This window comes from Tautonia plasticadhaerens, from assembly GCF_007752535.1.
Classification (GTDB): domain Bacteria; phylum Planctomycetota; class Planctomycetia; order Isosphaerales; family Isosphaeraceae; genus Tautonia; species Tautonia plasticadhaerens.
Window position 1 is genome coordinate 139,567 of the sequence record NZ_CP036427.1, and the last position, 22,981, is coordinate 162,547.

The 22,981-nt window shown below is 72.6% G+C and carries 15 protein-coding genes and 1 pseudogene; 11 read left to right on the top strand and 5 right to left on the bottom strand.

What is annotated here, in order from left to right; translation table 11 throughout:
- Positions 1-40: 40 nt before the first annotated feature.
- From ElP_RS39080 to ElP_RS34945, 4 genes are all read left to right on the top strand, one after another.
- Positions 41-184: a hypothetical protein gene (locus ElP_RS39080; RefSeq protein WP_197447151.1), complete on the top strand. Its 144-nt coding sequence runs from the start codon at positions 41-43 to the stop codon at positions 182-184.
- A gap of 328 nt (positions 185-512) precedes the next feature.
- Positions 513-1,841, top strand: coding sequence for a cytochrome-c peroxidase (locus ElP_RS34935; RefSeq protein WP_231749898.1), 1,329 nt, complete (start codon positions 513-515; stop codon positions 1,839-1,841).
- 371 nt (positions 1,842-2,212) lie between these two features.
- Positions 2,213-2,506: a hypothetical protein gene (locus ElP_RS34940; protein WP_145279398.1), complete on the top strand. Its 294-nt coding sequence runs from the start codon at positions 2,213-2,215 to the stop codon at positions 2,504-2,506.
- A complete protein-coding gene (locus ElP_RS34945) occupies positions 2,503-2,913 on the top strand; it encodes a type II toxin-antitoxin system VapC family toxin (RefSeq protein ID WP_231749899.1) in 411 nt (136 codons plus the stop codon). The genes ElP_RS34940 and ElP_RS34945 overlap by 4 nt, the downstream gene beginning before the upstream one ends.
- A 144-nt stretch (positions 2,914-3,057) precedes the next feature.
- Here the strand turns inward: ElP_RS34945 and ElP_RS34950 are convergent, their stop codons facing one another.
- The 5 genes from ElP_RS34950 to ElP_RS34970 all read right to left on the bottom strand — a co-directional run bounded on the left by ElP_RS34950 (position 3,058) and on the right by ElP_RS34970 (position 16,104).
- Positions 3,058-4,266, bottom strand: coding sequence for a DUF1501 domain-containing protein (locus tag ElP_RS34950; protein WP_145279402.1), 1,209 nt, complete (start codon positions 4,264-4,266; stop codon positions 3,058-3,060).
- Positions 4,267-4,304: 38 nt separating this feature from the next.
- Positions 4,305-5,699, bottom strand: a complete 1,395-nt coding sequence (locus ElP_RS34955) for a DUF1800 domain-containing protein (protein WP_145279404.1) — start codon at positions 5,697-5,699, stop codon at positions 4,305-4,307.
- Positions 5,696-9,949 carry a sigma-70 family RNA polymerase sigma factor gene (locus ElP_RS34960; RefSeq protein WP_145279407.1) on the bottom strand — a complete coding sequence of 1,418 codons (4,254 nt, stop codon included), beginning with the start codon at positions 9,947-9,949 and terminating at the stop codon, positions 5,696-5,698. The genes ElP_RS34955 and ElP_RS34960 overlap by 4 nt, the downstream gene beginning before the upstream one ends.
- 149 nt (positions 9,950-10,098) lie before the next feature.
- A complete protein-coding gene (locus ElP_RS34965) occupies positions 10,099-13,059 on the bottom strand; it encodes a sigma-70 family RNA polymerase sigma factor (RefSeq protein WP_145279409.1) in 2,961 nt (986 codons plus the stop codon).
- Positions 13,060-13,173: 114 nt separating this feature from the next.
- Positions 13,174-16,104 (bottom strand): sigma-70 family RNA polymerase sigma factor, encoded by a 2,931-nt coding sequence (locus ElP_RS34970; protein WP_145279411.1) that lies wholly within the window; start codon positions 16,102-16,104, stop codon positions 13,174-13,176.
- 944 nt (positions 16,105-17,048) lie between these two features.
- On the opposite strand from ElP_RS34970, the gene ElP_RS34975 reads away from it, so the two are divergent.
- From ElP_RS34975 to ElP_RS35005, 7 genes and pseudogenes are all read left to right on the top strand, one after another.
- The gene (locus tag ElP_RS34975) at positions 17,049-17,504 is read left to right on the top strand and encodes a hypothetical protein (RefSeq protein WP_145279413.1); all 456 of its coding nucleotides are present in this window, start codon (positions 17,049-17,051) and stop codon (positions 17,502-17,504) included.
- A 175-nt stretch (positions 17,505-17,679) separates the two neighbouring features.
- Complete coding sequence (locus ElP_RS34980; RefSeq protein ID WP_145279415.1) at positions 17,680-17,943, top strand: hypothetical protein; 264 nt, start codon at positions 17,680-17,682, stop codon at positions 17,941-17,943.
- A gap of 132 nt (positions 17,944-18,075) precedes the next feature.
- A complete protein-coding gene (locus ElP_RS34985; RefSeq protein WP_145279417.1) occupies positions 18,076-18,477 on the top strand; it encodes a hypothetical protein in 402 nt (133 codons plus the stop codon).
- Positions 18,478-18,529: 52 nt separating this feature from the next.
- Positions 18,530-19,617 (top strand): annotated as a pseudogene (locus tag ElP_RS34990) (IS630 family transposase).
- Between the two features lie 681 nt (positions 19,618-20,298).
- Positions 20,299-21,431, top strand: a protein-coding gene (locus ElP_RS34995) for an IS630 family transposase (RefSeq protein WP_390834771.1) whose coding sequence is annotated in 2 segments (ribosomal slippage) — positions 20,299-20,728 and positions 20,728-21,431 — 1,134 coding nt in all. Because the reading frame shifts where the segments join, the coding sequence is not laid out codon by codon here.
- Positions 21,421-21,654, top strand: coding sequence for a hypothetical protein (locus ElP_RS35000; protein WP_145279420.1), 234 nt, complete (start codon positions 21,421-21,423; stop codon positions 21,652-21,654). Before ElP_RS34995 ends, ElP_RS35000 begins: the two co-directional genes overlap by 11 nt.
- 75 nt (positions 21,655-21,729) lie before the next feature.
- Positions 21,730-22,116, top strand: coding sequence for a helix-turn-helix transcriptional regulator (locus tag ElP_RS35005; RefSeq protein ID WP_197447152.1), 387 nt, complete (start codon positions 21,730-21,732; stop codon positions 22,114-22,116).
- The last annotated feature ends 865 nt before the right edge of the window (positions 22,117-22,981 follow it).

Genomic DNA, 22,981 nt, shown 5'->3' on the forward strand with positions numbered 1-22,981 from the left:
TGAGCCCGAGCCGGACGACCCCGCCCTGAGGGTGATCGACATGGGCCTGCGCCCCACTTCGGGGACCGAGCAATTCGCTGCGATCGTGTTCTTCGACCGCGGGCCACTCGCCGGAGTCGTGGACGCGGTCGACGTCAGCGGCGCGTTCGACGACATCACCTTCACCCCGGGCGCCCGCCGTTGAGGGCACCGGGGCGGCGGATCGCGGGCAGGCGGCGCTCAACGGCCGAGCCGGGCGCCGAAGCCTGCCCCGATCGCCCCCGGATTTCCCCTCGTCGAGCGAATCTACGCGGCAACTCCAACACCACCCGAACAGGAGGCGATCCATGACGATCCCACGCGAACGTTCCCTACCGGTGCTTCCTTGTTGCCTCCGAGGGTCGAGATGTCCGGCAACCTTCCTGTCGACCGTGTTGTGCCTCGGCCTCGTGCCCGAGGCCCGCGCGGCAGACGACCTCGTCACGCGACTCGCCGCGGTCCTCGCACAAGAGGGCTTCACCGGGCGTATCAAATTGACCCTGGAGCCGCGCCTCGGCCGCCCGATCGACCCAGGCCTCGCCGAGCTGGGCCGCTTGCTCTTCTTCGACACGATCACCGGCCTGCACGACGACAACACCTGCGCCGGCTGCCACTCCCCCACCAACGGCTTCGGCGACACCCAGTCGATCGCCATCGGCGTCCAGAACAAATTCCTCGTCGGCCCGAACCGCGCCGGGCCGCGCAACCAGCGGCGGTCGCCGATGGTCATCAACAATGCCTTCTACCCCAAGTTGATGTGGAATGGCCGCTTCAGCGCCGTCTCGGGCGACCCGTTCGACAACTCCGAGGGCTTCGAGTTCCCGGAGCCCGAGGGGACCACGCGGTTCCCGGCCGGCGACCCCAACTTCTCCCACCTGCTCGTCGCCCAGGCGCATATCCCGCCGACCGAGCAGATCGAGGTGGCCGGCTTCACCGGCACCGGCGGCATCTTCGACGACGGCATCGGCTCCCCCGTCCCGCCGCCGGACGCGGAGACCGGCTCGCGCAACGAGCCGATCCGCATGGCCGTGCTCGATCGGCTCAACGCGACCCCCAACTATCGGGCGCTGTTCGGGGCCCTCTATCCGTCCGTGGGCACCGGCGGGCCGATCACCTTCATGATGTTCGGCCAGGCGATCGCGGAGTTCGAGTTCACGCTCACCTTCGCCGACGCGCCGATCGACCGGTTCGCCCGAGGCGACCGGCGGGCGATGACCGACCGACAGAAGCGGGGGGCGTTGCTCTTCTTCGGCAAGGCCGGGTGCGTCCGGTGCCACGCCGTGGCGGGGCCGGCGAACGAGATGTTCAGCGACTTCGAGATGTATACCATCGGCATCCCGCAGGTCGCCCCCCTCTTCGGGGTGGGGACGGGCAATGTCCCGTTCGCGGGCCCCGGGGCCGACGAGGACCTCGGCCTGGAGGAGTTCACGGGCGACCCCGACAGCCGCTACCGATTCCGGACCTCGCCGCTGCGCAACGTCGCGTTGCAGCCGACGTTCTTCCACAACGGCTGCTTCACCCGGCTGGAGGACGCGGTGGCCCACCACCTCCATGTCGTCCGGTCGGCCTGCCAATACGACCCGGTGCGGGCCGGCCTCGACGTGGACCTGACCCTGCGGCAAGGGCCCCTGCTGCCGGTGCTCCGGCGGCTCGACCCCTTGCTGTACAGGCCGACACCCCTCACTCGCTCCGAGTTCGCCGACCTCGTCGCGTTCCTGCGCGAGGGGTTGCTCGACCCGCGTGCGACCCCGGCCAATCTCCGGCACCTGATCCCGCCCGCTGTGCCGAGTGGCCGGCCGGTCCCGGTCTTCGAGTTCGAATAAGAGCTTCGGCACCAAGTCCTCTGCCGCGACTTCGGTGCGTGATCCGCCCCCATCCACGCACCGGGCGGCGATCCCGCGGAAATCCCAGGTGATCGACGCCCACGACGCTGCTGATCAGGTCGGCTTCGGACCGAATCGGCCTCGGATCGACGCAGGGACACGCGTCTTTGATCATGGCGGATCCGCCGGCACAGCAACGGGAAGCGCCGAGCACGCCGCGTGGCGGATCGCCCGGCGGCTGCGCCTGCTCCCACGATTGACGCACCCGCTGCCGGTACCGTCGCCCTGAACCGATCGGCGGCCGTCCGCTACAATGGTCGCGTGGGCCGCCCTCGGCCCCCTGCTCCGCTCCACCGCCCGGAGGCCTCGACGTGAGAGCCATTCCCGCCATCTGGAAGGACGGCCGCATCGTCCCTACCCAGCCGGTCGACTGGCCCGACGGCACCGCCCTGAGCGTCGAGCCGCTCGCGTCGGCCGCCGAGGCCGAGGGCGATCTGCTGGGCGACGACCCTGACTCCATCGCCCGCTGGCTCGCCGCCTTCGAGGCTCTGCCGCCCCTGCAGATGTCCGAGGCCGAGGAGGCCCGATGGCGGGCGGCCCGGCAGGAGGTCGGGGGCTACACCCTGGCCCGGATGCGGGAGCGGTCCGATGGGGAACGGCCGTGAGCCGGTACCTGCTGGACACCAACGCGGCGGCCGACGCGATGTTCCGGCGGCGGGGCGTGCCGGAGCGGATGAAGGCGGCCCGGATGGCCGGGCACGAGATCGGCATCGGGCTGCCGGTGCTGGGGGAGCTGTACGCGGGGGTGGAGTACAGCGTGACGCGGGAGCGCAAGCTGGAGGTCCTGCGGCGGTCGCTGAAGCTCTTCCGGCTCTGGCCGTTCACGGCGGAGGCGGCGGCGACCTACGGGCGGCTGTATGCGGAGCTTCGGCGGGGCGGCCGGCTGATCCAGCAGGTGGACCTGCAGATCGCGGCGATCGCGCTGGAGCTGGGCAACTGCACGGTGGTGAGCGAGGACAGCGACCTGGCGGCGGTGCCGGGGCTGCGGGTGGTGAGCTGGGCCGCCCGGTAGGCGATCAGCCCCCTTCGCGATCTGCCCCGAAAAACTCACCCCGCTGCCAAGTCGTCGGCGAAGGCTCTCGTCGCGATTTAGACGGGCGGCCCTCCGGCTTCCTCGCCGGCCCTCCCCCGTCGCCGGGCCTCGCCGGGTTCCGCCTCAGCCGCCCAGCAGCGGCAACGGCTCGAACTCCCCGCCCAGCGCCGCCCCGGCCGGCAGCCCCATCCAGCCGCTCAGCACGGTCGCGTAGACGCGGCGGAAGTCGACGGCCGTCGCCAGGTCGCCGCCCTCCAGCTCCTCCAGGCTCGGGGACGGCCCGGCGACCCCGGCCGCCACGCCGGGGCCGGCAACCAGCACCGGCCCGGCCGTCCCGTGGTCGGTGCCGGCCGAGCCGTTCTCGGCTACCCGGCGGCCGAATTCCGAGAAGCAGAGCACCAGCACCCGTTCGGCCAGCCCCGCGGCCGCCAGGTCGTCGAGGAACGCCTTCAGCGCCCCCGACAGCTCCGACAGCAGGCGGCCGTGCGTCGGGAGCTGCCCGGCGTGGGTGTCGTAGCCCGGCTGCGTGGCGTAGTAGGCCCGCGCCGCGTGGCCGGCCTTCAGCAGCCGGGCGACGGTGCGCAGCCGGTCGGCCAGGCCGGTGGCCGGGTAGCGGGCGTCGTCGCCCTCGCGGGCGAGCTCGGCGAGCTGGTCGGCGGTGGCGTAGGCGTCCAGCGTGCTGCGGCGGACGAACGCGGCGAGGTCGTCGCCCGGTGCGGGGGCCGGGGAGGCTGCCGCCCCGAGGCCGGCGACGAGCGGGGCGGGCGCGTAGTCGTCGAGCCGCTCGAGGGAGGCGGCCGAGGCGCGGCGGCCGATCAATGCGGTCGGCGACGGCCCGGGGCCGACGAGGAGCGACGGCGAGCCGTCGAGGCCGGACTCGTCGAAGGCGCGGCCGAGCCAGCCCTGGCCGGTGCGGTCCTCGGGGTCGAGCCGCGCCGAGTGCCAGATGGCCATCGACTCGAAGTGCGATCGGTTCGGGTTCGGATAGCCGACGCCCGGCACGATCGCCAGCCGGCCGGACTCGAGCAAGTCGGCCGCCCCTCGCATCGACGGGTGCAGGGCCAGGCGGTCGTCAATCTTGATCAGCCGGTCGGCCGGCAGGCGGAGGGCGTCGCGGTGGCGGGCGTAGCCGTCGTCTTCGAAGGGGACGACGGTGTTGATCCCGTCGTTGCCGCCGTCGAGCTGGATCACGACCAGCACCCGCGCGTCTGCCTCGGGCCGGGCGGCGCGGGCCGACCGGGCGAGGAAGCCGGGGACCATCGGGGCCAGGGCGATCAGCGACGACGAGCGCAGGCCCGCCCTCAGGAAGTCGCGGCGGCTGGGAGTCGGCATGGGGAAGATCCTCCGGTCCGGGTCGCGGCGGGGTCGGTTCAGCAGATCTGGGCCTCGGGGCAGGCGAGCACCAGGGCGACGGCGCGGCGGGCGGTCTCCGGCCCCCACGACGCGGAGGCGCCGGCGACCGAGGCGAGGCGATCGAGCCAGCCGCCGCCGGGGATCGCGCCCAGCAGCAACTCGGCGACGAGGCCGATCAGCGCCTCGGGGCCACCGCTTCGGCCGTGGCGATCGGCCAGGGCGAGGGCGTCGAACGGCATCGAGCGGCCGATACCCACCCCCTCGACCAGCGCCGCGGCGAAGTTCGCCCGGCCGATGACTGCCCGGCCGCCGAGCCACGACCGGCCCCCGGGCCAGCCGCCGACGTTGGGCGGGTCGAACAGCTCCTGGCCGAGCCGGGCGGCCCAGTCGGCCAGCACCAGGGTGCTCGGCGGCGGGTCGAGCAGCTCCAGCGCCCGCACCGGGGCGGCGACGAAGGGGACCGGGTCGACGACTCTCGTGCCGAGGTTCGCCTCGTCGAAGAACGCCCATGAGCGGAGGATCAGGGCGACCGCCCGGCCGATGTCCAGGTCGTGGGCCCTCAGGTCCTCGGCCAGTGCCCCGGCCGCCGCCTCGTCGACGGCCCCCTCGCCCATGAACGTATCGCAGAGCCGCCAGGCGAGCCGATCGGCCGTCGCCGGGTGCTCCCGCAGCAGGGAGACCATGTCGTCGGCGCCGAGGCGGCCGGAGCGGCCGAGGACGGACTTCTCGCCGTCGTCGTGCCGGGGGGCGACGAAGGTCGCCCCGCCGTCCTCGACGTCCCAGCCGGTCAGGGCCCGGGCCGCCTCCCTGACGTCGACTTCGGAGTAGTGGCCGACGCCCAGGGTGAACAGCTCCATCAGCTCGCGGGCGAGGTTCTCGTTAGGCCGGCCCTTGCGGTTGCTCGGCGAATCGAGCCAGACCAGCAGCGCGGGGTCCTCGACCATCGCGCCGAGCAGGTCGCCGAACGGGGCGCGGGCCTGCTCGCGCAGCGATTCGTTCTGGCGTCGCATCAGACCGAGGTCGTCGACCTTCCGGTTGCCGGTGGCGAAGTGGTTGTGCCACATCAGGGTCAGGCGCTCGCCGAGCGGGTCGGGCCCGAAGAGGATGCGGTAGAACCACCAGGCCTTCAGGCGGTTCGGGTCGTTGGAGGCGACCGCCGCGTCGGCGAGGAGTGTCGACGTGCGGTCGAACCCCTCGGCCACGCCGTACTCCCGGGATTTGCCCGCCAGCAGGCGGTCGACGCCCGGCCCGGGGCCGTCGGCCAGGTCGCGTTGCAGCTCGTCCCAGGTCGCGGCGAAGCCGGCCCGGCGGTGCAGGTGGACGACCCGGCGGAGGTCCCAGGGCTGCCCGGCATCCGGCTCGTAGGGATCCCAGGCCGCCCCCGAAGACGGGCCATCGATCGGCCGGGTCATGGTCGTTCCTCCTCTCGGACCTCGCCAAGGTCCAGTGTTTCCCCCGAGCCTGCCTCGACCCTCTCGGCGATCGGGTGGCCGAGCATCCCCTGGGTCCGCATCGGACGGATCTGGTGCGGCTGGCCCGGGAACAGGCCTTCGATGCGAAAGCGACCGTCGGCGTCGGTCAAGGGGAGCGTGCCGTAGTCGTGGTCGAACACGCTGTGCCTCCGCTCTCCCTGCTGCGCCGCGACGTCGAGCCGCACGCCGGCCCGTGGCCTCCCGTCCCGGTCGACGAGCCTGCCCAGGGCGACGCCCCAGGGGACGAGCGTGACCCTGATCGGTTGTTCGTGCTCTTCAGAGAGGTCGAGTTCGAGCGAGGCCGCGAGGCCCTGCCCCTTATGCTGGAAGCGGAGGGTGCGGGTCCCCGACCGCGGCAGCGCGTCGAGCGTAAAGGCCGCCTCGTCCTGGGGATCGGTCCAGTTCGAGAAGTGCCAGTGGCCCGAGACCCGATAGCCGGAGAGCGGGCGGCCTTCGGGATCCTCAACGAGGATCGTCCTCGTCCGGCCGGGCGTCAGGGCGAGGTCGCACCGGAACGAGTCCGCACCTTTGGGGATGTCGACTTCGGCCAGTTCGTTGATGGCGCCGAGGTAGAAGTCACGAGGGGCGATGTCCAGCCCCTCGAACCGGGCGCCTCCATCCTCCTGGTCCTTCACGGTGAGATAGCGTCGGCCTCCGGACGCGACCACGCCGATCACCCCTTGGCCGGGGAGCCCCGGCACGCGATAGCGACCCTCGACGTCGAGCCGGAAGTCGGCCCATCGCTCGGCGCCGCCGAGCCCGGGACACTCGGCGAGGCTCGGGTTGTCCCGGAGGACGCCGTACTGGACGAATCCCCCCCGGATCGGCTCTCCGGTCTCCTCGTCGGTGACCCGGCCCTCGATCCAGACGCCCCGCTTGAGCGGGATGTCCATCGTCGAAGGGTCGAGGCCTGGGGGCGGGGCCTCGACCGCCACGATCGAGGGCAGGTAGGGTTGGTCGACCGGCGGGAAGGCGATGATGTCGTTCCCCTCGGCCGGCGACATCCCGTCCAGGCGGAAACGCCCCTCGCCGTCCGTCGAGGCGGAGAGTTGAGTCGCCCCGATCAGCGGGAACTCGGCGAACTGGTAGCTGTGGACCTGGACGCCGGCGAGCGGCTCGCCGGTGTCGATGTCCCGGACGACGCCCTCGATCGGCCGGCTGGGCGAGGCGAAGTGGTCGAAGTTCGGGCCGTAGTATTGCACCACTCCCCAGTTGGTGCTGCCTGCCCCATAGGGCAGGTCGAACGCCTCCGCCCCGGGCCGGGTCATGACGTGCGGGGCGGCATAGCGGATCCCGGGGCCGACGATCTGCAGCTCGATCAACCGCTCGCGGCCGACCCCGTCGAGGCGGAAACGCCCCTCGGCGTCGGTGGTCAGCTCCCCGGAGAGGCCGAGCTCCTGGGCCATGATCGAACGGCCGAGGAATCGGTTCTCCAGCTCGTTCGCCCCGGCGTCCCCGGTGCGGGCCGCCCGCAGCCACTCGGAAAGGTCGCCTTCCTCGGGCTCCTGGACCAGCCTCGGGCGGATTGCCACTCCTGCGACCGGCCTGCCCTCGAGATCGAGCACCCGCCCGAGAATCGGCACGTCATCAACCCTGAACCGCAGCTGCGCGTCCTGCTCCCCCGCATCCACCCGGGCGAAGCCGGGGGCGAGCCCCTCGGAGATCGCGACCAGCGGCACGCCGGACTCGAATTCCGAACCCGAGACCGCGAGGCGGAAGCGCCCCTCCTCGTCGGCCGCGGTGTGGTGCCGGGTCTTCCCATCCTCGCGGATGTAGACCCTGGCATGGGGGGCGGGCTTCGCGTCCGGCCCGAGGACGACGCCCCGGATCGTCGTTCCGGGGTCGAACTCCATCAGGACGGGGGCCGGCGGGGCATCGGCCGGGAGGTCGACCTCGAGCAATGACTCGGGGAGGACGGCGGGCAGCTCGGGCAGCGTGGCCGACGCGGGCTCATCCTCGCCGAGCCCGGCGATCCGATCGGCGCCGTGCCCGGGGGCATAGCGTTGGAACGCGGACTGGGCGATGAGCAGGCCGTGGCCGGGGGGGACGACGAGCGTGAAGCTGCCGTCCTCGGCGGTGCGGGCCTTGTCCCATTCGACCCAGTGGTTGCCCGTCCCGATGCCGGAGATCGCGTCGGCGGCCGGGTTGTCGAGGAAGGGCAGGTAGGTGACCTCGGCCAGGACGGGGGCGCCGGTCCCGAGCTCGGCCAGCCGGCCCCGGAGGACGACGCCCGGCATCAGGTCGAAGTCGACGGTCACCGGGCCCAGGCCCGGTCCGCCGGGGGCCGATCCCGAGGCTCCGACGAACGGGAGATCCCCCGGCAGGGCGGCGACCTCGTACCGCTCGAGCTTGGGCACCCCGAGCATCCGGTAGCGGCCCTCGGCGTCGCTCTCGGCCTCGACGAGCACGTCCCCGCCCCGCCCCCGGAGCAGGACGCCCGCGATGGGCCGGCCCGTCTCGGCGGACCGGACGATGCCCTCGATCGGCACGGACGGCTGGGCAAGGTGCTCGAAGGGGTTCCCGAGGAGCGTCTCCGGCCGGGTGCCCGGCCCGTCGAATTCCTCGAGCACCTGGCCCGGCCCTGAGCGGTTCGTGGCGTAGAGTTGCTCCGTCGCGATCGTCGGCGCGGCGATCGTGAACAGCAGGAGCCGATCGCGACCGATGCCAGCGATCGAGAGGCGGCCCTCCGCGTCGGCGACGACCTCGCGCGGGAGCCCCGCGACCCGGGCATCCAGGGACGGGGACCGTAGCCGCCGCCGCGCGCCCTCGCCCCCCGCCGCGTCCAGGGCCGCCAGGAGATCCTCCCCCTCGGCCGCGATGATCGCATAAGGCCGGACGACCGCGCCCGGCACCGGCCGGCCCTCCAGGTCGAGCACCCGGCCGCGGAGCGGGACGCCCTCCTCGACGAGCCGGAGGGTCTGGCCGTCGAGCCCCTCGGGGCCGTCGGCCTGGATCCAGGCCGGGCCGGAGCCGGGGGCCGAGGCGGCCAGGATCGGCCGGTCGACGGGCACGAGCTCGACCGCGTCGAGCCCTCGCAGGCGGGAGCGGTCGACCTCGATCCGGTAGGAGCCGTCCGGGCCGCTGCGGGCCCGGATGGCGCCCGGGGGGAAGTCGTCGCCCGGTGCGATCTGGAAGACGGTCACGTCCGCCCCGGCGACGGGGGCGCCGTCGGGCCCGACGACCCGGCCGGCGATCGAGACGAGGTCGGCGGGCGGGGCGTCGTCGGATCGCGGGGGCGACGGCGCGGGGGCCGCCCGGGGGGCGGGGGATTCGTCGGACCGGGACGAGGCGGAGGGCGCGGGCCGCGGAGAGGACTCGCCTCCGTCGGTGGCCCTCCCCGGGTCGATCGGGCTGACGATCACCAGGGCGGCAACGGCGGTCGTGACCACCCCCTTGATCGGCACCGTCCCGGCGACCTGGGATAGCCGGGCGACGAGGGCGGAGACCGTCCCGGCCAGGATCGCCGCCGGGCCGGCGGTCGAGAGTTCGGCCGCCCGGCGGGCGACGGAGGCGGATCGGGCCAGGGCGTCGGCGGCCGAGACGGCGTCGGGGCGGAGCAGCTCCAGCAGGCCGACCGTCGGGACGACCCCGGCGCGGGCCAGGCGGGAGCGGAGCAGCTCCCGGGCGTCTCCCAGGCGACGGCGGACGGTCTTCTCGCCCCACCGCAGGGCCGAGGCGGCCTCCTCGGTCGTCTTCCCCTCGAGGTAGCAGAGCACGACCGGCAGGCGGCAGCGCTCGGGCAGGCGGCCGACCTCCAGGTGGACCGCCTCCCGCAGCTCGGCGAGCGGGGCCGGGTCGGCCGCCCGACGGTCGGCGGCGTCGGCCGCCTGGCGCTCGACGGCCCGCCGCCGGGCGGCCTCGGCCGAGGTGCGGGCGGCGGCCCGGTGCGCGACCCGGTGCAGCCAGCCGCCGAGCGAGTCGCCCCGGACCTCGAACCGATCGGCCCTGCGGGCCAGGGTGAGGAAGGTGGCCTGGAAGGCGTCCTCGGCGTCCCCCGGATCCCGGGTCGCGGCGCGGCAGACGGCCAGGACCATCGGCCCGTGGCGGTCGACCAGGGCGGCGAAGGCCCCCTCGTCGCGGTCGCGGGCGAACCGGGTGAGGAGCTGGGCGTCGGTCAGGCCGGCGACGCTCCCCTCGGCGAAGAGCCGGCGGACCAGGCACAGGGCGACGCCGGAGGCGGGTCGAGGCATCGGGTGGATCTCCGCTCGGGTGAGTCGATTGCGCTCACCCCGTATAGGGGCCGAGCGGGGTCGGGCCGGTCAGCTTTTCCCACGTTCCCCGAATCCCTGGGCGATCGGGGCGTCATGGAACCGCGTCGACCGCCGGTCGGGACGCCGGTTCACTCGGGCGGCTCGACGACCACGTCGCCGAGGTCCTTCTCCTCGCCGGCCTCGACGGTCAGCTCGGTGATCGGCTGGCCCAGGATCCGATTGTCCCGATCCAACCAGAAGGTGTACGTCAGGCCGGGCAGCAGCCCTCGGATGTGGAACCGGCCGTCGTCGCCCAGCGTGATCAACTCGTCCGGCACCGAACCGACGCGGCTCCCGTCGGCCCCCGCCTTGACGAAATCCCGGGGCTTCAGCGCCGCCGAGGCGAAGGGGCGCCCGTCCGGGTCGACGAGACGGCCGGTGACCTCGGCCCAGGGCTGCATCTCGATCGCCAGCGCGTCCGGCCCGTCCCCCCCGGCCATGGCCATGCCGGCGAGCCGGTCGCCCTCGTGCGCGACGAGGATCAGGCGGCGCTCGTCGGGCCCGAGGGCCGTCACGTCGAACGTCTCCTCCCCCTCGGGCTCTCGCCGCCATAACCGGTAGAAATCGGCCTTCCCGAACGCCCAGACGCCCGTCCTTGGTTTCCCGTCGGGGCCGACCGCGCGGACCTCGATCCAATGGCCGGGGTCGAGCGGGATCTCGCAGGGGAACGTGTCGGCCCCCTCCGGGATGTCGACCTCGACCATGGTGTTGAACGAGCTGGGGATGCACTGGGACGGGACCGTGCGCAGGAAGCCGCCGTTATCCTCGGCCTTCAGGTGGTCGACCCCCAACCCGATCCGGAACCCCTCATTGCCGCTCCGGGCGCCGACGAGTCCCCGGCCGGGGATGCCGACGATCCGGAAGGTGCCGTCCTCCTCGGACTGGAGCGGGAAGGAGATGCGGGGGTAGTCGAAGCCCCGGTAGTCCTCGCGGTGGGGGTTATCCTCGAAGATAAAGTATTGGAGCCCGGCCCGGGAGACGCCCTCGCCGGTCACTTTGTTGAACACGCGGCCGACGATCCAGGCCCCCCGCTTCATCTCGAAGTCGATCGTGACCGGGGCCGTCGGGTCGCCGGGCTGCACGTCTCGCAGCAGCATCGGATAGGGTTCGCCGTCCGGCGGCCTGACGAGGACGGCGTTGGAATTGCCGAGCGAATCCTCCCCGGTCGAGAGCCCGGTGAGCCGATAGCGGCCCTCGGCGTCGGTCGTCGTCTGGATGTAACCGAGCGGGTTCCCCAGGGCCGAGGGGCTCTGGACGACCGCCCCGGCCAGCGGCTCGCCGGTGTCGGCGTCGCGGACCGAGCCGACGACGACCTGCGTCGGGCCGGCGACGAGCTCGAATTCGTTGCCGTAATAGGAGGCCTTGTGGCGTTCCTCGGTGTCGTGGGGGTTGAACGTCGGGAAGCGGAGCAGTTCACCGGGGCGGGTGCGGGCGAAGACGACCGTCGTCTCGATCGTCTGCGCCTCGATCCAGAGCCCCACGACCCGCTCCCGGCCGATCCCCTCGAGCCGGAACCGGCCGTCGGCGTCGGTGGTCGCCGGGCCGATGAGCCGCTCGACCGACCGGCCCGGCCAGCCGGAGAGCAGGCGATACTGGACCGCATAGGCGGCCTGCTCGCGCTCCAGGGTCGTGAGCCACTCTTCGAGGTCCTCGTCGGGGCTCCGGGAGAGCGACTGCACCCGGATGGTCGCCCCGGGAACAGGCTGGCCGTCGATGTCGAGGATCCGGCCCGAAATGGGGACATCGTCCGGCACGAGGCGGAGCGTCGGCGGCTCGCCCTCGGTCGGGGACTCGGCGATCGCCGGCCCGAACCCGTCGGCCATCGCGATGATGTGGGCCGGGATCTGTCCGGCTGCCTCGGCGGCCTCCTCGGCGGCCTTCGGGGCGGGGACCTGAACCGTGAAGCGGCCGTCGGCGTCGGCCCGGGCGGCGGCCTCGGGCTCCGGGGCCGGGCCGATCGGCTGATAGTCCGGCTCGATGACGAAGACGCGGGCCCCGGCGGCCGGCATGCCGTCCGGCCGCTCGACGCGGCCGGTCAGGGTCACGCGCTTCATGGGCTCGGCCTCGTCGTCTTTGTCGTCGGGAGCCTGGGGTTCGCCTCGCAGGATCGGGGACGGGATCTCCGGGGCACCCGGGGCCCCGGCCAGGGTGACGCGGCCGGTCAGGGGTGGTCCGGAGGCCCCGGGGGCCCCGACGGGGGCGGGGGCACCCGGGATCAGGCAGAGGGCCGCCCCGAGCGAGGCCACCGAGGCGACCCTCACGGTCCCCTGGGACGCCAGCCGGGCGAGCCGGGAGGCCCACGCGGTCGCCGCGGCGACGAGGCCCGCTCCGAGCCCGGGGCCGGCCGGGGAGCTCGCCGCCAGCCGGGCGAGCCGATCCGCCCGGAGGGCCGACGCGGCGGCCGACGGCCGATCGGGGCGGAGGAGGGCCAGCACGCCGACGGCCGGCGCGATCCCCTCGCGGGTCAGCCGCGATCGCAGCAGGTCCCTCGCGTCGGCCAGGCGGCGGCGGACGGTGGCCTCGCCCCAGAGCAGCTCGGCGGCGGCCTGGGCGTGGGTGCGGCCCTCCAGGTGGCAGAGCACGACCGGCAGGCGGAGCCGGTCGGGCAGGTCGGCGACGGCCCAATGCACGGCGGCGATCAGGTCCGAGTCGGCCGTCGCCCCGCGCCGGGCGGCCTCGGCGGCGGCGCGGCGGTCCAGGGCCCGGCGGCGGGCGTCGGCGGCATTGAGCCGGCGGGCCTCGCGGTGGGCGACCCGGTGCAGGTAGCCGCCGAGCGATTCGCCGGCCGGCCGCAGCACGCCGGAGCGCCGGGCGAGGGTCAGGAAGGTGGCCTGGAAGGCGTCCTCGGCGACGTGGGCGTCGCCGAGCACGGCGCGGCAGACGCCCAGGACCATCGGCCCGTGGCGGTCGACCAGGGCGGCGAAGGCCGCCTCGTCGCGGTCGGCGGCGAAGCGGCCCAGCAGCTGGGCGTCGGTCAGCCCGGCGAGGGACCCCTCGGCGAACAGGCGGTGCAGGTGCAGCAGGGCGGCGCCGGTCACGGGGCGGGGCATCGGCTCGGTCCTCCTGGCTCGGTGTCGTGGCCTCTGCCCTACTGAGGGCCGCCGGGGCCCGACCCGATCACCTTTCGCCCGACGATCGGAGCAGGCCGGCCACCGGCCCCGCGCCTACGGGGCTTCCGGCTCGATCACCACGTCGCCCACTTCCTTCACCTCGCCGGGGCCGACCACGACGTCCTCGAAGGCCGTCCCGAGCGGCCCGCGCCCCTCGTGGACCGCATAGGTATCGTACCGGAGGCCGGGCACCAGGCCCTCGATGCGAAATCGACCGTCGGCGTCGGGATGGAACTCCTCGGTCGAGAAGCCTCGCCCCGGGTCGAATTCGCCGCCGATGATCCGGAGGTGGACGCCGCGGCGCAGGCGGTCGTCCTCGTCGACGAGCCGCCCCGCGACGACGCCCCACGGCCCGAGCCCCAAGGTCATCGCGCCGTGCTCGTCGCCGCTGAGCAACAGTGAGCCGACCAACCCTCGCCCCGGGTGCCAGAGGATCAGGTGGCGGCGATGCCCGGGCTGCAGGTTGTCGATGACCAGGGAGCCGGACTCGACCTCGCCCGGAGCCACGAAGCGACGGTCCGTCATGATCTCGTACCGTACGCCGTCGAGCGGCTCGCCGTCGGGGGCGACCGCCGTGATGGACACGGACCCGCCGCGCCGGAACGCGATGTCCCGGGTGATGGCGTCGGCCCCCGACGCGACCTCGACGGGGACGATCCGGTGGTAGAACTGGGAGTAGCAGGTCCCGGGGACGGTGTCGAAGGTGCCGTTCGTCGCGTCGAGCCCCCCGATCGCGTCTGCGCCGTCGCCGCGCGGGTAGCGGGTCGACGCCGATCGGGCCGCCAGCAGGCCCCGCCCCGGCAGGCCGACCAGCGCGAAGGAGCCGTCCCGCTCGGTCTCGGCCCTCGGCTCCAGGCTGATGGCCCCGCGGAAGCCGGGATAGTCGTCGACGTGCGGGTTCTCCCGGGAGGCGAAGTAGGAGACCACGGCGGGGGCCGGCGCGCCGGTGGCCGCGTCGGTCACGCGGCCCCGGATGACCACCCCGCGCGCCAGCCCAATGCCGAACGGAACGGGCTGGTGGGCCGGGGTGGTAGCCTCGGCCACCAGGATGGCGTTGGGATAGGGCCGGTCAGCGCCCGGCCAGACGAACAGGGTGTAGCGATCGGCCCGCGTCAGGCCGGTCAGCTCGTAGCGGCCCTCGGCGTCGCTGAGCGTCTCGACGCCGGGGGCGGAGGCCAGGTTGTTCGGCTCGTAGGCCCTCCCCCGGATCGTCACGCCCGCCAGCGGCACGCCGGTATCCCGGTCGCGGACGACGCCGACGATCGGCTTGGCGGGCGCGGCGGCATGATCGAGCCGGGCCCCGTGGTAGACGACCGGAGGCGCGGCGACTCGGTTCGGGTCCGGGGCACGGACGGCCGGCACGTCCCTGGTCATGGCGAAGAGGTGCGAGGCGGCGATGCCGGGGCCGGTGAGGATCAGCTCCGCCAGCCGCTCGCGGCCGAGGCCGTCCAGCCGGAAGCGGCCGTCGGCGTCGGTGGCCCAGGAACGCTCGAAGGGGACGCCCTCCAGCCCATCCCAGGGCCCTCGGCCCCGCTCCCGGGCGGCGGCGAGCCAGGCATCGAGCGCGTCGCCGTCCCCGGGTCGGAACAGGGTGTTAGAGCGGACCCGGGCGCCGGCGACGGGTCGACCTTCCAGGTCGACGACCCGGCCGGTGATCGGCACGTCGTCCACGGCGAGCCGGATCGTCGCCTCGGCGGGGGCGTCAGAGCGGTCGGGGATTTCCTCCCACCCCGGCCCGTAGCCTTCGGCCGTCGCCAGGAGGGTCAACGCCCGCCCTGCCGGCCCCGGGACGGACTCGATGTCGTACCCCTCCGGCACGGCAATCGTGAACGACCCGTCGCCCCGGCTTGCCGTGTCGGGCCGGGCCTCGTCGATGCCGCCCACCGGCTTGTACAGGATCGCCCGCACGGCCGCCCCCGCCACCGGCCTGCCATCCGGGGCGACGACCCGGCCGCCGAGCCGGACGACCCCCTCGCCACTCCGGTCGGACGGGAGAGGCCCCTCGGGCTCCCGGTCCGGCCGGACATTGGCTGTCGGAGGACGCTCGGGAGTCGGTGGCGACGCGGCGGTGCGGCTGGCCGCCTCCGGCTGCGGGCCGCCCCCGGCTCGCAGATCGCCGGCTCCCGCGATCCCCAGCCAGGTCGCCGCCCCGAGCGCGAGGGCGGCGACCCCGGTCGCCCGGAGCCTGGCCAGCAGCGCGGCCCGGAACACGCCGCCGGCCAAGGCCAGCGCCGAGGCGCTGGCCCCGACGGCGCCGCGGCCCAGGGCGAGGGAGCGGGCGGCGCGGGCGGTGGCCGTCGCCAGCGACTCCCGGACCTCGGCCGAAGCCCGGTGGGTGCCGAGCAGGGCAGCCAGGCCGGCCGCCGGCGCCAGGCCGCGCCGTCCCAGCCGGGCCTTGAGCAGCTCGCGGGCCTCGGCCAGCCGCCGCCGCACCGTCGCCTCGCCCCGGCCCAGCGCCGCGGCGGCCTGGGCGTGGGTGCGGCCCTCCAGGTAGCAGAGCACCACCGGCCCCCGGCAGCGGGAGGGCAGCCGCCCGATCTCGACGTGCACGGCGTCGAGCAGGTCGACGCGACGGGCCCTGTCGTCGACGTCGGCCACCTCGACCGGGACGGTGGCCGTCCCCTCGCGGGACGACCGGCGGGCCCGCTCGGCCCGGGCCCGGGCGTCGACCCGCAGGGCCACGCCGTGCAGCCAGCCGCCGACCGAGCCGCCGGCGACCCGCAGGGAGCCGGAGCGCCGGGCGAGGACGAGGAAGGTGGCCTGGAAGGCGTCGTCGGCGTCGTGCGGGTCGCGGAGGACGCCGCGGCAGGTGGCCAGGACCATCGGCCCATGGCGGTCGACCAGCGCGGCGAAGTCCGCCTCGTCGGGGTCGGCGGCGAACCGGTCGAGCAGCTCGGCGTCGGTCAGGCCCGCCACGCCACCGGAGTCGTAAAGGGAACGGAGATGCCGCAGGGCGGCTCCGGTGATGGCGTTGCTGCGGGACATCGGGTCGGCCCTCCTCGGTCGGTCGTGGTGCCCTCGCCCTTAAATTGGGCCCGAGTGGGCCGAGCCGATCAACTTTTTCCTCCGATCCGTCCAGTGAGCGGCGGGCGAGGCGTCCGCCCCTGTCGCGGCCGGGGCCGGTCCTGGCACGCGACCGACCCCAGGCCGCATCCCCCTGCCCTGCCCCTATGCGGCAACGGCCGGCAGGGGTGAGGTGCGTCCTCCGCCCCCATCCACGCAAGCGGGCCCGAAGGGCTGAAAACCCAGGGAAATCGGGGCTGTCGCATCAGCCGATTTTATCAACTCCGATTCATTTTGCCCTGGAATCAAGGAGTGCTGAATCTGTCTGCACGATGACAAAACCGCTGACGGCGCAAGGAGAACCGCCCAGGTCCCCGTCAACGGGGCGCCCGGGCGGCTCGCTTCCAGCCCGAGGAGACGCACCGCCAGCGCGATCGGAGGTGCGGTCGCCGGCCACCGACGTCCCTGCCACTTCTCGCAAGCAGCCCGACCAGCTCGGAGCGATCAGGGTGATGAGATCGGCCTCGCCCTGCCCGGCGATCGGCCGTCGGCCCTGCCCCGCCGGGAGACTCGACGCCAGGATGGAGATGATAGTGGGACGCTCGTCGATCCGAAGCCCTGGCGAGGCATCAGGACCATGAACCTCATCCTCGAGGCCCTCCGCAGCCTCGGTGATCATCTCCGACGCCCGGTGGCCGACACGCCCGGCGACCCGGATGCCCCGCCGGCTCCCGGGCCCCGGCCCCCGTCCCGCGCGAGCTGGCCGGCCGCTGGATCGCCTGGTCGGCCGACGGGCGACGCATCGTCGCCTCGGGCACCACCCTCGACGAGGCCCGTCGCCGGGCCGGAGAGGCGACCTCCGAACGCGTCTCCTTCGAGCGTCTCGGCTCGGCCCCCCCAACCGAGCCCGCGCGCCCGACCCGCTGATGCGCTTCGGCTACCAGCCTTTCGAGGCCCAGCCGACCCCGGCGGACCCCTCCCCGGTCATCTACCGCCCCGCCGTGCTGGTCCGGGTCCGCGGCCTGCCCGGCGAGCTGGACCTGTGGGGCATCCTCGACACCGGTGCCGTCGAGTGCGTGCTGCCGTTCGAGGTGTACGAGGCGGTCGAGGCGGCTCGGCGGGGCGACGACGTCGGGAACCTGGTCGACGCCGGCGGTCGCCATCGGGTCCTGGAGTACGGGACGGTGGAGGTGGAGGTGGCCATCAAGGGTCGTCCACTGCGGTGGTCGGCCAAGGTGGCTTTCGACCGGGGTCGGGCGGACGAGGCGTCGTGGGGTCACCTCGGCTTCCTGCAGTACTTCAACGCGACGTTCAATGGCCCGGAACGACACGTGACGCTCCGGCCGCGCGGCGACCGGCCGCCGCCGATCCTGGGCCGTTGAGCAGCCCGATGCGGCGGCCCGATGCCCATGCAACTGCCGAGGCCTTCGGTCGCCTCAATCGCCTGCGCTTTCTGCCCCGGAAGGCGCACCCCCGCCAGGCCGTTCGGTGGTGCTCCTCCGGTGTCCCTCGTGGGCTGACCCGGTCGCGTGGTCATGTGGGGCGACTCCGCCGGGCGTGGGCGACGTCGCGGAGCAGGTCGCCCGGGAGGAGGCGAGGTCCAATGTGTGGCCGATCTCGTGGGCGATGGCCGTGATCAGATCCATCCGCCCGGCGGGCAGGTCGGAGGCGTCCCGCCACGACGGGTCGGCGAACCAGCGGGAGCCGCGCGTGCTCCTGTGGGCGGATGCCGCGGAGCTCGACCGGCTCCGCCGGCTCCGCGCCTATCGGCGGACCTGGACGGACGAGACGTACCCGAAGGAGTTGACGACCCCGAGATGAGACCGGATCCCGAGCCCATCGGCCTCTCCCCGGCCGCGGAGGTCTGGGAGAGGCCGATACAAGGTGTGACAAAGGAGGCATTGTGGCTGGTACAGCGAGCTCGATCTGAGGTCGATCAAGGTCACGCTGCAGATGGACCGGCTGCGGTGCAAGTCGCCGAAGCTGGTCCGCAAGGAGATCTGGGCCCACGTGCTCGCCTACAACCTGATCCGGACGGTGATGGCCCAGGCCGCAGCCGGCGCGGATGTGACGCCGCGGTCGATCAGCTTCAAGGCCACGCTCCAGGTGCTGGAGGCGTTCCGGCCGCTGATCGCCTGCCGGGCCGAGCTCGGCGCGGGGTACCTGGCGGCGCTGTACGAGCCGCTGCTCCGGGCGATCGCCGTGCACCGGGTCGCCGACCGGCCCGACCGGTTCGAGCCCCGCATGGTCAGGAAAGGGCCCAGGGGATACGAAGAATTGAAGAGGCCGCGGCGGGAGATCAAACTCCAGATGCTCAAACGAGCTAGTGTCCTGAGTCGGAAATCCGTTGAATAACCTTGCGCCCTCGCCGTTCGCCCGGTAGAGTCTCCCCAAAGGAGACCCCAACATGGCGCGACCGCTGGCCGAGCTGGTCCTGAGCGACGACGAGCGGCAGACGTTGACGACCTGGGCGAGCCGCCCCGAGAGCACCCTGCGGCGCGCCACCCGCGCCCGCATCGTCCCGGCCTGCGCCGAGGGGCTGGAGAACGAGGCGGTCGCCGCCAGGCCCCGCGTCTGCTCGGCCACCGTTGGCACCCGGCGGCGGCGGTTCGTCGAGCGACGCCTGGAGGGGCTGGCCGACGAGCCCCGCCCCGGCGCGCCGCGCACGATCGCCGACGCCGACGTCGAGCGGGTCGTCACCGGGACGCTGGAGACCAAGCCCGAGTCGGCCACGCACTGGAGTACCCGCGGCATGGCCGAGGCCGCCGGCATGTCCCAGACGGCCGTCGGGCGGATCTGGCGCTCGTTCGGGCTGAAGCCGCACCTCCGCGAGACCTCCAAGCTCTCGACCGACCCGTTCTTCGTCGCGAAGGTCCGCGACGTCGTCGGGCTGTACATGAGCCCGCCGGAGCGGGCGATCGCCCTGTGCGTCGACGAGAAGAGCCAGGTCCAGGCCCTGGGCCGGACCCAGCCGCTGCTGCCGATGACGCCGGGGCAGGCCGGGCGGCCTACCCACGACTACGTCCGCAACGGGACCACATCGCTGTTCGCGGCCCCGAACGTGGCTACCGGCGAGGTGATCGGTCGGTGCCACCGGAGGCACCGCGCGAAGGGGTTCCTGCGGTTCCTGGACGAGGTCCACGCCCGCGTCCCGCGCGAGCCGGGCGTGGAGGTCCACCTGGTGCTGGACCACTACGCGACCCACGAGACGCCGGCGGTGGAGCGATGGTTCCTGCGGCCCCCTGAGTACCACCCGCACTTCACTCCGACCCGCAGCTCTTGGCTGAACCCGGTCGGGCGGTTCTTCGCGGAGATCACCGAGACGCGGATCCGACGCGGCGTGTTCCGCAGCGTGGCGGCGTTGGAGGCGGCGATCCGAGGGTACCTGGAGACCACAACGCGGACCCCAAGCCGTTCGTGTGGGCCGCAGACGCCGACCTGATCCTCAACCGCATCAAGCGGGTTTGTAAACGGACTTCCGACTCGGGACACTAGGTGATCCGGACCGCGTGGATGCAAGCCGCCGGGCTCCGCGGCCGAGAGGTCCGGGCCGACGACGTCGAGAGTGAGGTGGAGAGGATCGCGTCGGAGTTGGGCCTGCAGGTGTGCACCACGACTACTTGACCGCCCTGCACGCCGATCGCGGTGGACAGGGGGGCAGGGAGGGGACCGTGTGATTGGAGCCCTTCCCTGGCCACCTCGCGAGAGTGACGGTGCGGAGTGACGCCTGCGATCGTCGTCCGCCGATGCCCGATGGTCCCCTCGGCGTCGTCGTGGGCACCTGGAAACGAACGAATTCGGGGATGCCGCCGGTCTCGGGGCCGCGTCATCCCCGGCACATCTGTCCCGACAAGACGCGGCCCAGGGCCGCCACATCCGGCCCATCACCGTTCCGTCGGGGCACGGCCCGGTCGGAAGAGACGCCGAACGCATCGCTGCACACCAAAGAGAGAGACGATGAAGACGCACCGCGAGGACTGCGAATCGGACACACACGGGCCGCGAGACGCGACCTACACCGATTGGTAACACGCCAACCGCTGTCCCGGCTCGTCAGCCAACCCGCGGCGTGCCCTGGGCCTAGTGGGCCGTCAATCTTCATTTGACCGGTAGCGTAGGGTCCTGTCTTGATGAGGTTTGGCGAAGGCACGAACCTCATGAACCAGGAGCATCGCGATGGACAAGTACCGGGTCACCCTGACCGAGGAGGAGCGGGCTGAGTTGCAGCACCTGGTCTCCACCGGCAAGGCTGCCGCCCGCAAGCTGGCCCATGCCCGTATCCTCCTCCTGGCCGATACCAGAGCCGGCCAAGAGCACTCGGATGAGCGGATCGCCGACGCACTTGGGGTCAGCCTACGAACCATCGCCCGGGTCCGTCAGCGGTTCGTCATCGACGGCGTTCAGGCGGCCATCAGTCGGGGTCCCCAGCCGCCACGACCGGACAAGATCAAGATCAAGGGGGACATCGAGCAGCGGTTGGTCCGACTGGCGTGCAGCGATCCGCCGCAGGGCCGATGCCACTGGACGCCGCAACTGCTGGCCGACGAACTGGTCGTCCTGGGCCTGGCCGAGTCGATCAGCACCGAGACCGTCCGCCAGGCTCTCAAAAGAACGACATCAAGCCCTGGATCGTCGAGACCCGGTGCATCCCGCCCGAGGCCGACGCCGAGTACGTCTGGCGGATGGAGGACGTGATCCAGGTCCACCTGCGGCCCTACGACCCGAGGTTCCCGGTCGCCTGCTTCGACGAGGCGTGCAAGCAACTCTTCGGCGAGGTGCGGCCACCCAGGCGGTGCCGCTCGGGCCGACCGGCTCAGGTGGACTACGAGTACGAGCGGGAGGGCGTCTGCCACCAGTTGATGATGTGCGAGCCGCTGCGGGGCTGGCGTCATGTCAAGGTGACCGGACGCCGGACCCGGCGGGACTACGCCGGCTGCATCCGGGACCTGGTGGAGGTGCACTACCCCCGAGCGGAGAAGGTCCTGCTGGTGCAGGACAACTTGAATACGCACGACGGGGCGAGCCCCTACGAGGCGTTCTCGCCGGAGGTGGCACGTCGGCTCCTGGACCGGATCGAGTTCCACTACACACCCAAGCACGGCAGTTGGCTGAACATGGCCGAGACGGAGATCAGCGTCATGAACCAGCAATGCCTGGATCGCCGGCTGGAGGGTCCGGCCAAGCTGGCGGCGGAGGTGGCGGCCTGGGAACACCGGCGGAACGTGAGGAGAGCCCGAATCCACTGGACCTTCACACTGGCCGCCGCTCGCCGGAAGCTGCGGAAGCTTTACCCGTCAATTGAAGATTGACGGCCCACTAGCCTGCCGAATCCGGGAGCAGGACTTCAGGGACGACATCGACGCCGACGAGGTCGAGTCCACCGTGATCGATGTCCTGGGGCGGTGCTTCCGCTGCTTCGACCTGAGAAAGGGACGCGAGGGGGCATCGGCTGAGGCCCGCTTCCTGACCTACTTCCGATCGTGTTTGAGACGGCGATTCGAGGACCGACTCCGAGACCAGGAGAGCCGTTAGCGGCGTCGATCGGTCGCACAGTATGCCGACTGGAGGCGGGCACTCGATCGGGCCAACCCCGGCGAGTACGCGTTCGTGTCGTGGATGTGGCGAATCTACGAGGACGCGGTCCAGCAACTGGATCGCGAGGCCCAGGAGTACGTGAGGCTGCACATCACTGCCGAACTGTCCCTGGAGGAGACGGCCCGGAGGATCGGTGTGTCGCGGAGCTACTTGCGACGCTACGGAGGGGGGAGACTGGCCGCCCTCGTTCGCGACGCCATCACGAGGATGGTCCTCCAGATGACGCCGGAGGACCTCGCTGGCATCGTGCATGCGATGGACTCCCTGGGGCTCCTCAACGAGGAAGAGATGTCGCGGCTCTTGTGCGTGCCCGTCGAGGTCGTCGTGGACTCCCAGAGGGGACGCGTCGATCGGCTGCAACGGGGCGGGAAGCCGGTTGGCCTCTGCAGGGCGGGGTGAGGAATGTCGTGCAAAGGATAGGGGTCGTCTCCGGTATAGCATACAAAGATCCACTCAGGCTGGTTGAGACCGGGACACTGTCGCCTTCTCCCGGTCCTCGTCCTCGATCAGGGCGTCGTGGTAAGGCGGGAATGTGGCCAGTTCGGACAACTCCGGTCAAGGCCAACGACGCAGACACGCCCAGCCCGGTGCGGCCGCGGTCGGGGCCGTGAGACCGCCCCCCACACCCAACTCCCGTCTTATGCGAAGCAATCCATGATGATCACACAAAGCCAGAAGACCACCGACTTCAACGCCCTCAACAACGACCTCTCCAGGAGGATCCTCCGTCAGGACCGCCTGGACGAACTCCTCGATGAACTCGGGTGTGGCCGGCGATGGTCGTCGCGAACGGCCGGGGGGGTGGTCCGCCTGCCCTGCCCGGTCCACAACGGAGACGACCGGAACATGCAGTTCATCCTGCACGGCCATGACATCTCCATCCGCTGGACGTGCTACAGCCACCAGTGCCACGAGGACTTCAAGCCATCCCTGCTCGGCCTCGTCCGGGGTGCATTGTCCGCCCGGCATGGCCACAAGGTCCGGATCGGGGAGGCGATCGACTTCCTTGTCGCCTTCGTGGGCGATTTGCCGCCCGGGAAGTACGGGGAGCTTCCTGCCCCACGACAGCAGACGCGGACGCTGGCCCTGAGTCGTCGGGAGGTCCGCGAACGCCTAATCATACTGTCTCCGTACTTCCAGCGGCGAGGCTTCACCAGGGATGTCCTCGACCATTTCGATGTCGGCCACTCTCCGAAGACGGGCCGGGAGGTGAACCCGCTGTATGACGCGACGGGCGAGACCTGCGTGTCCTTCGTGGCCCGGT

Excerpts from the sequence above, each read along its gene's own strand:
- ElP_RS34985 (WP_145279417.1), top strand. The coding sequence starts at position 18,076 with ATGGACCGGCTGCGGTGCAAGTCGCCGAAGCTGGTCCGCAAGGAGATC.
- ElP_RS34955 (WP_145279404.1), bottom strand. The coding sequence starts at position 5,699 with ATGACCCGGCCGATCGATGGCCCGTCTTCGGGGGCGGCCTGGGATCCC.
- ElP_RS39080 (WP_197447151.1), top strand. The coding sequence starts at position 41 with ATGGGCCTGCGCCCCACTTCGGGGACCGAGCAATTCGCTGCGATCGTG.
- ElP_RS34965 (WP_145279409.1), bottom strand. The coding sequence starts at position 13,059 with ATGCCCCGCCCCGTGACCGGCGCCGCCCTGCTGCACCTGCACCGCCTG.
- ElP_RS34970 (WP_145279411.1), bottom strand. The coding sequence starts at position 16,104 with ATGTCCCGCAGCAACGCCATCACCGGAGCCGCCCTGCGGCATCTCCGT.
- ElP_RS34975 (WP_145279413.1), top strand. The coding sequence starts at position 17,049 with ATGCGCTTCGGCTACCAGCCTTTCGAGGCCCAGCCGACCCCGGCGGAC.
- ElP_RS34960 (WP_145279407.1), bottom strand. The coding sequence starts at position 9,949 with ATGCCTCGACCCGCCTCCGGCGTCGCCCTGTGCCTGGTCCGCCGGCTC.
- ElP_RS34950 (WP_145279402.1), bottom strand. The coding sequence starts at position 4,266 with ATGCCGACTCCCAGCCGCCGCGACTTCCTGAGGGCGGGCCTGCGCTCG.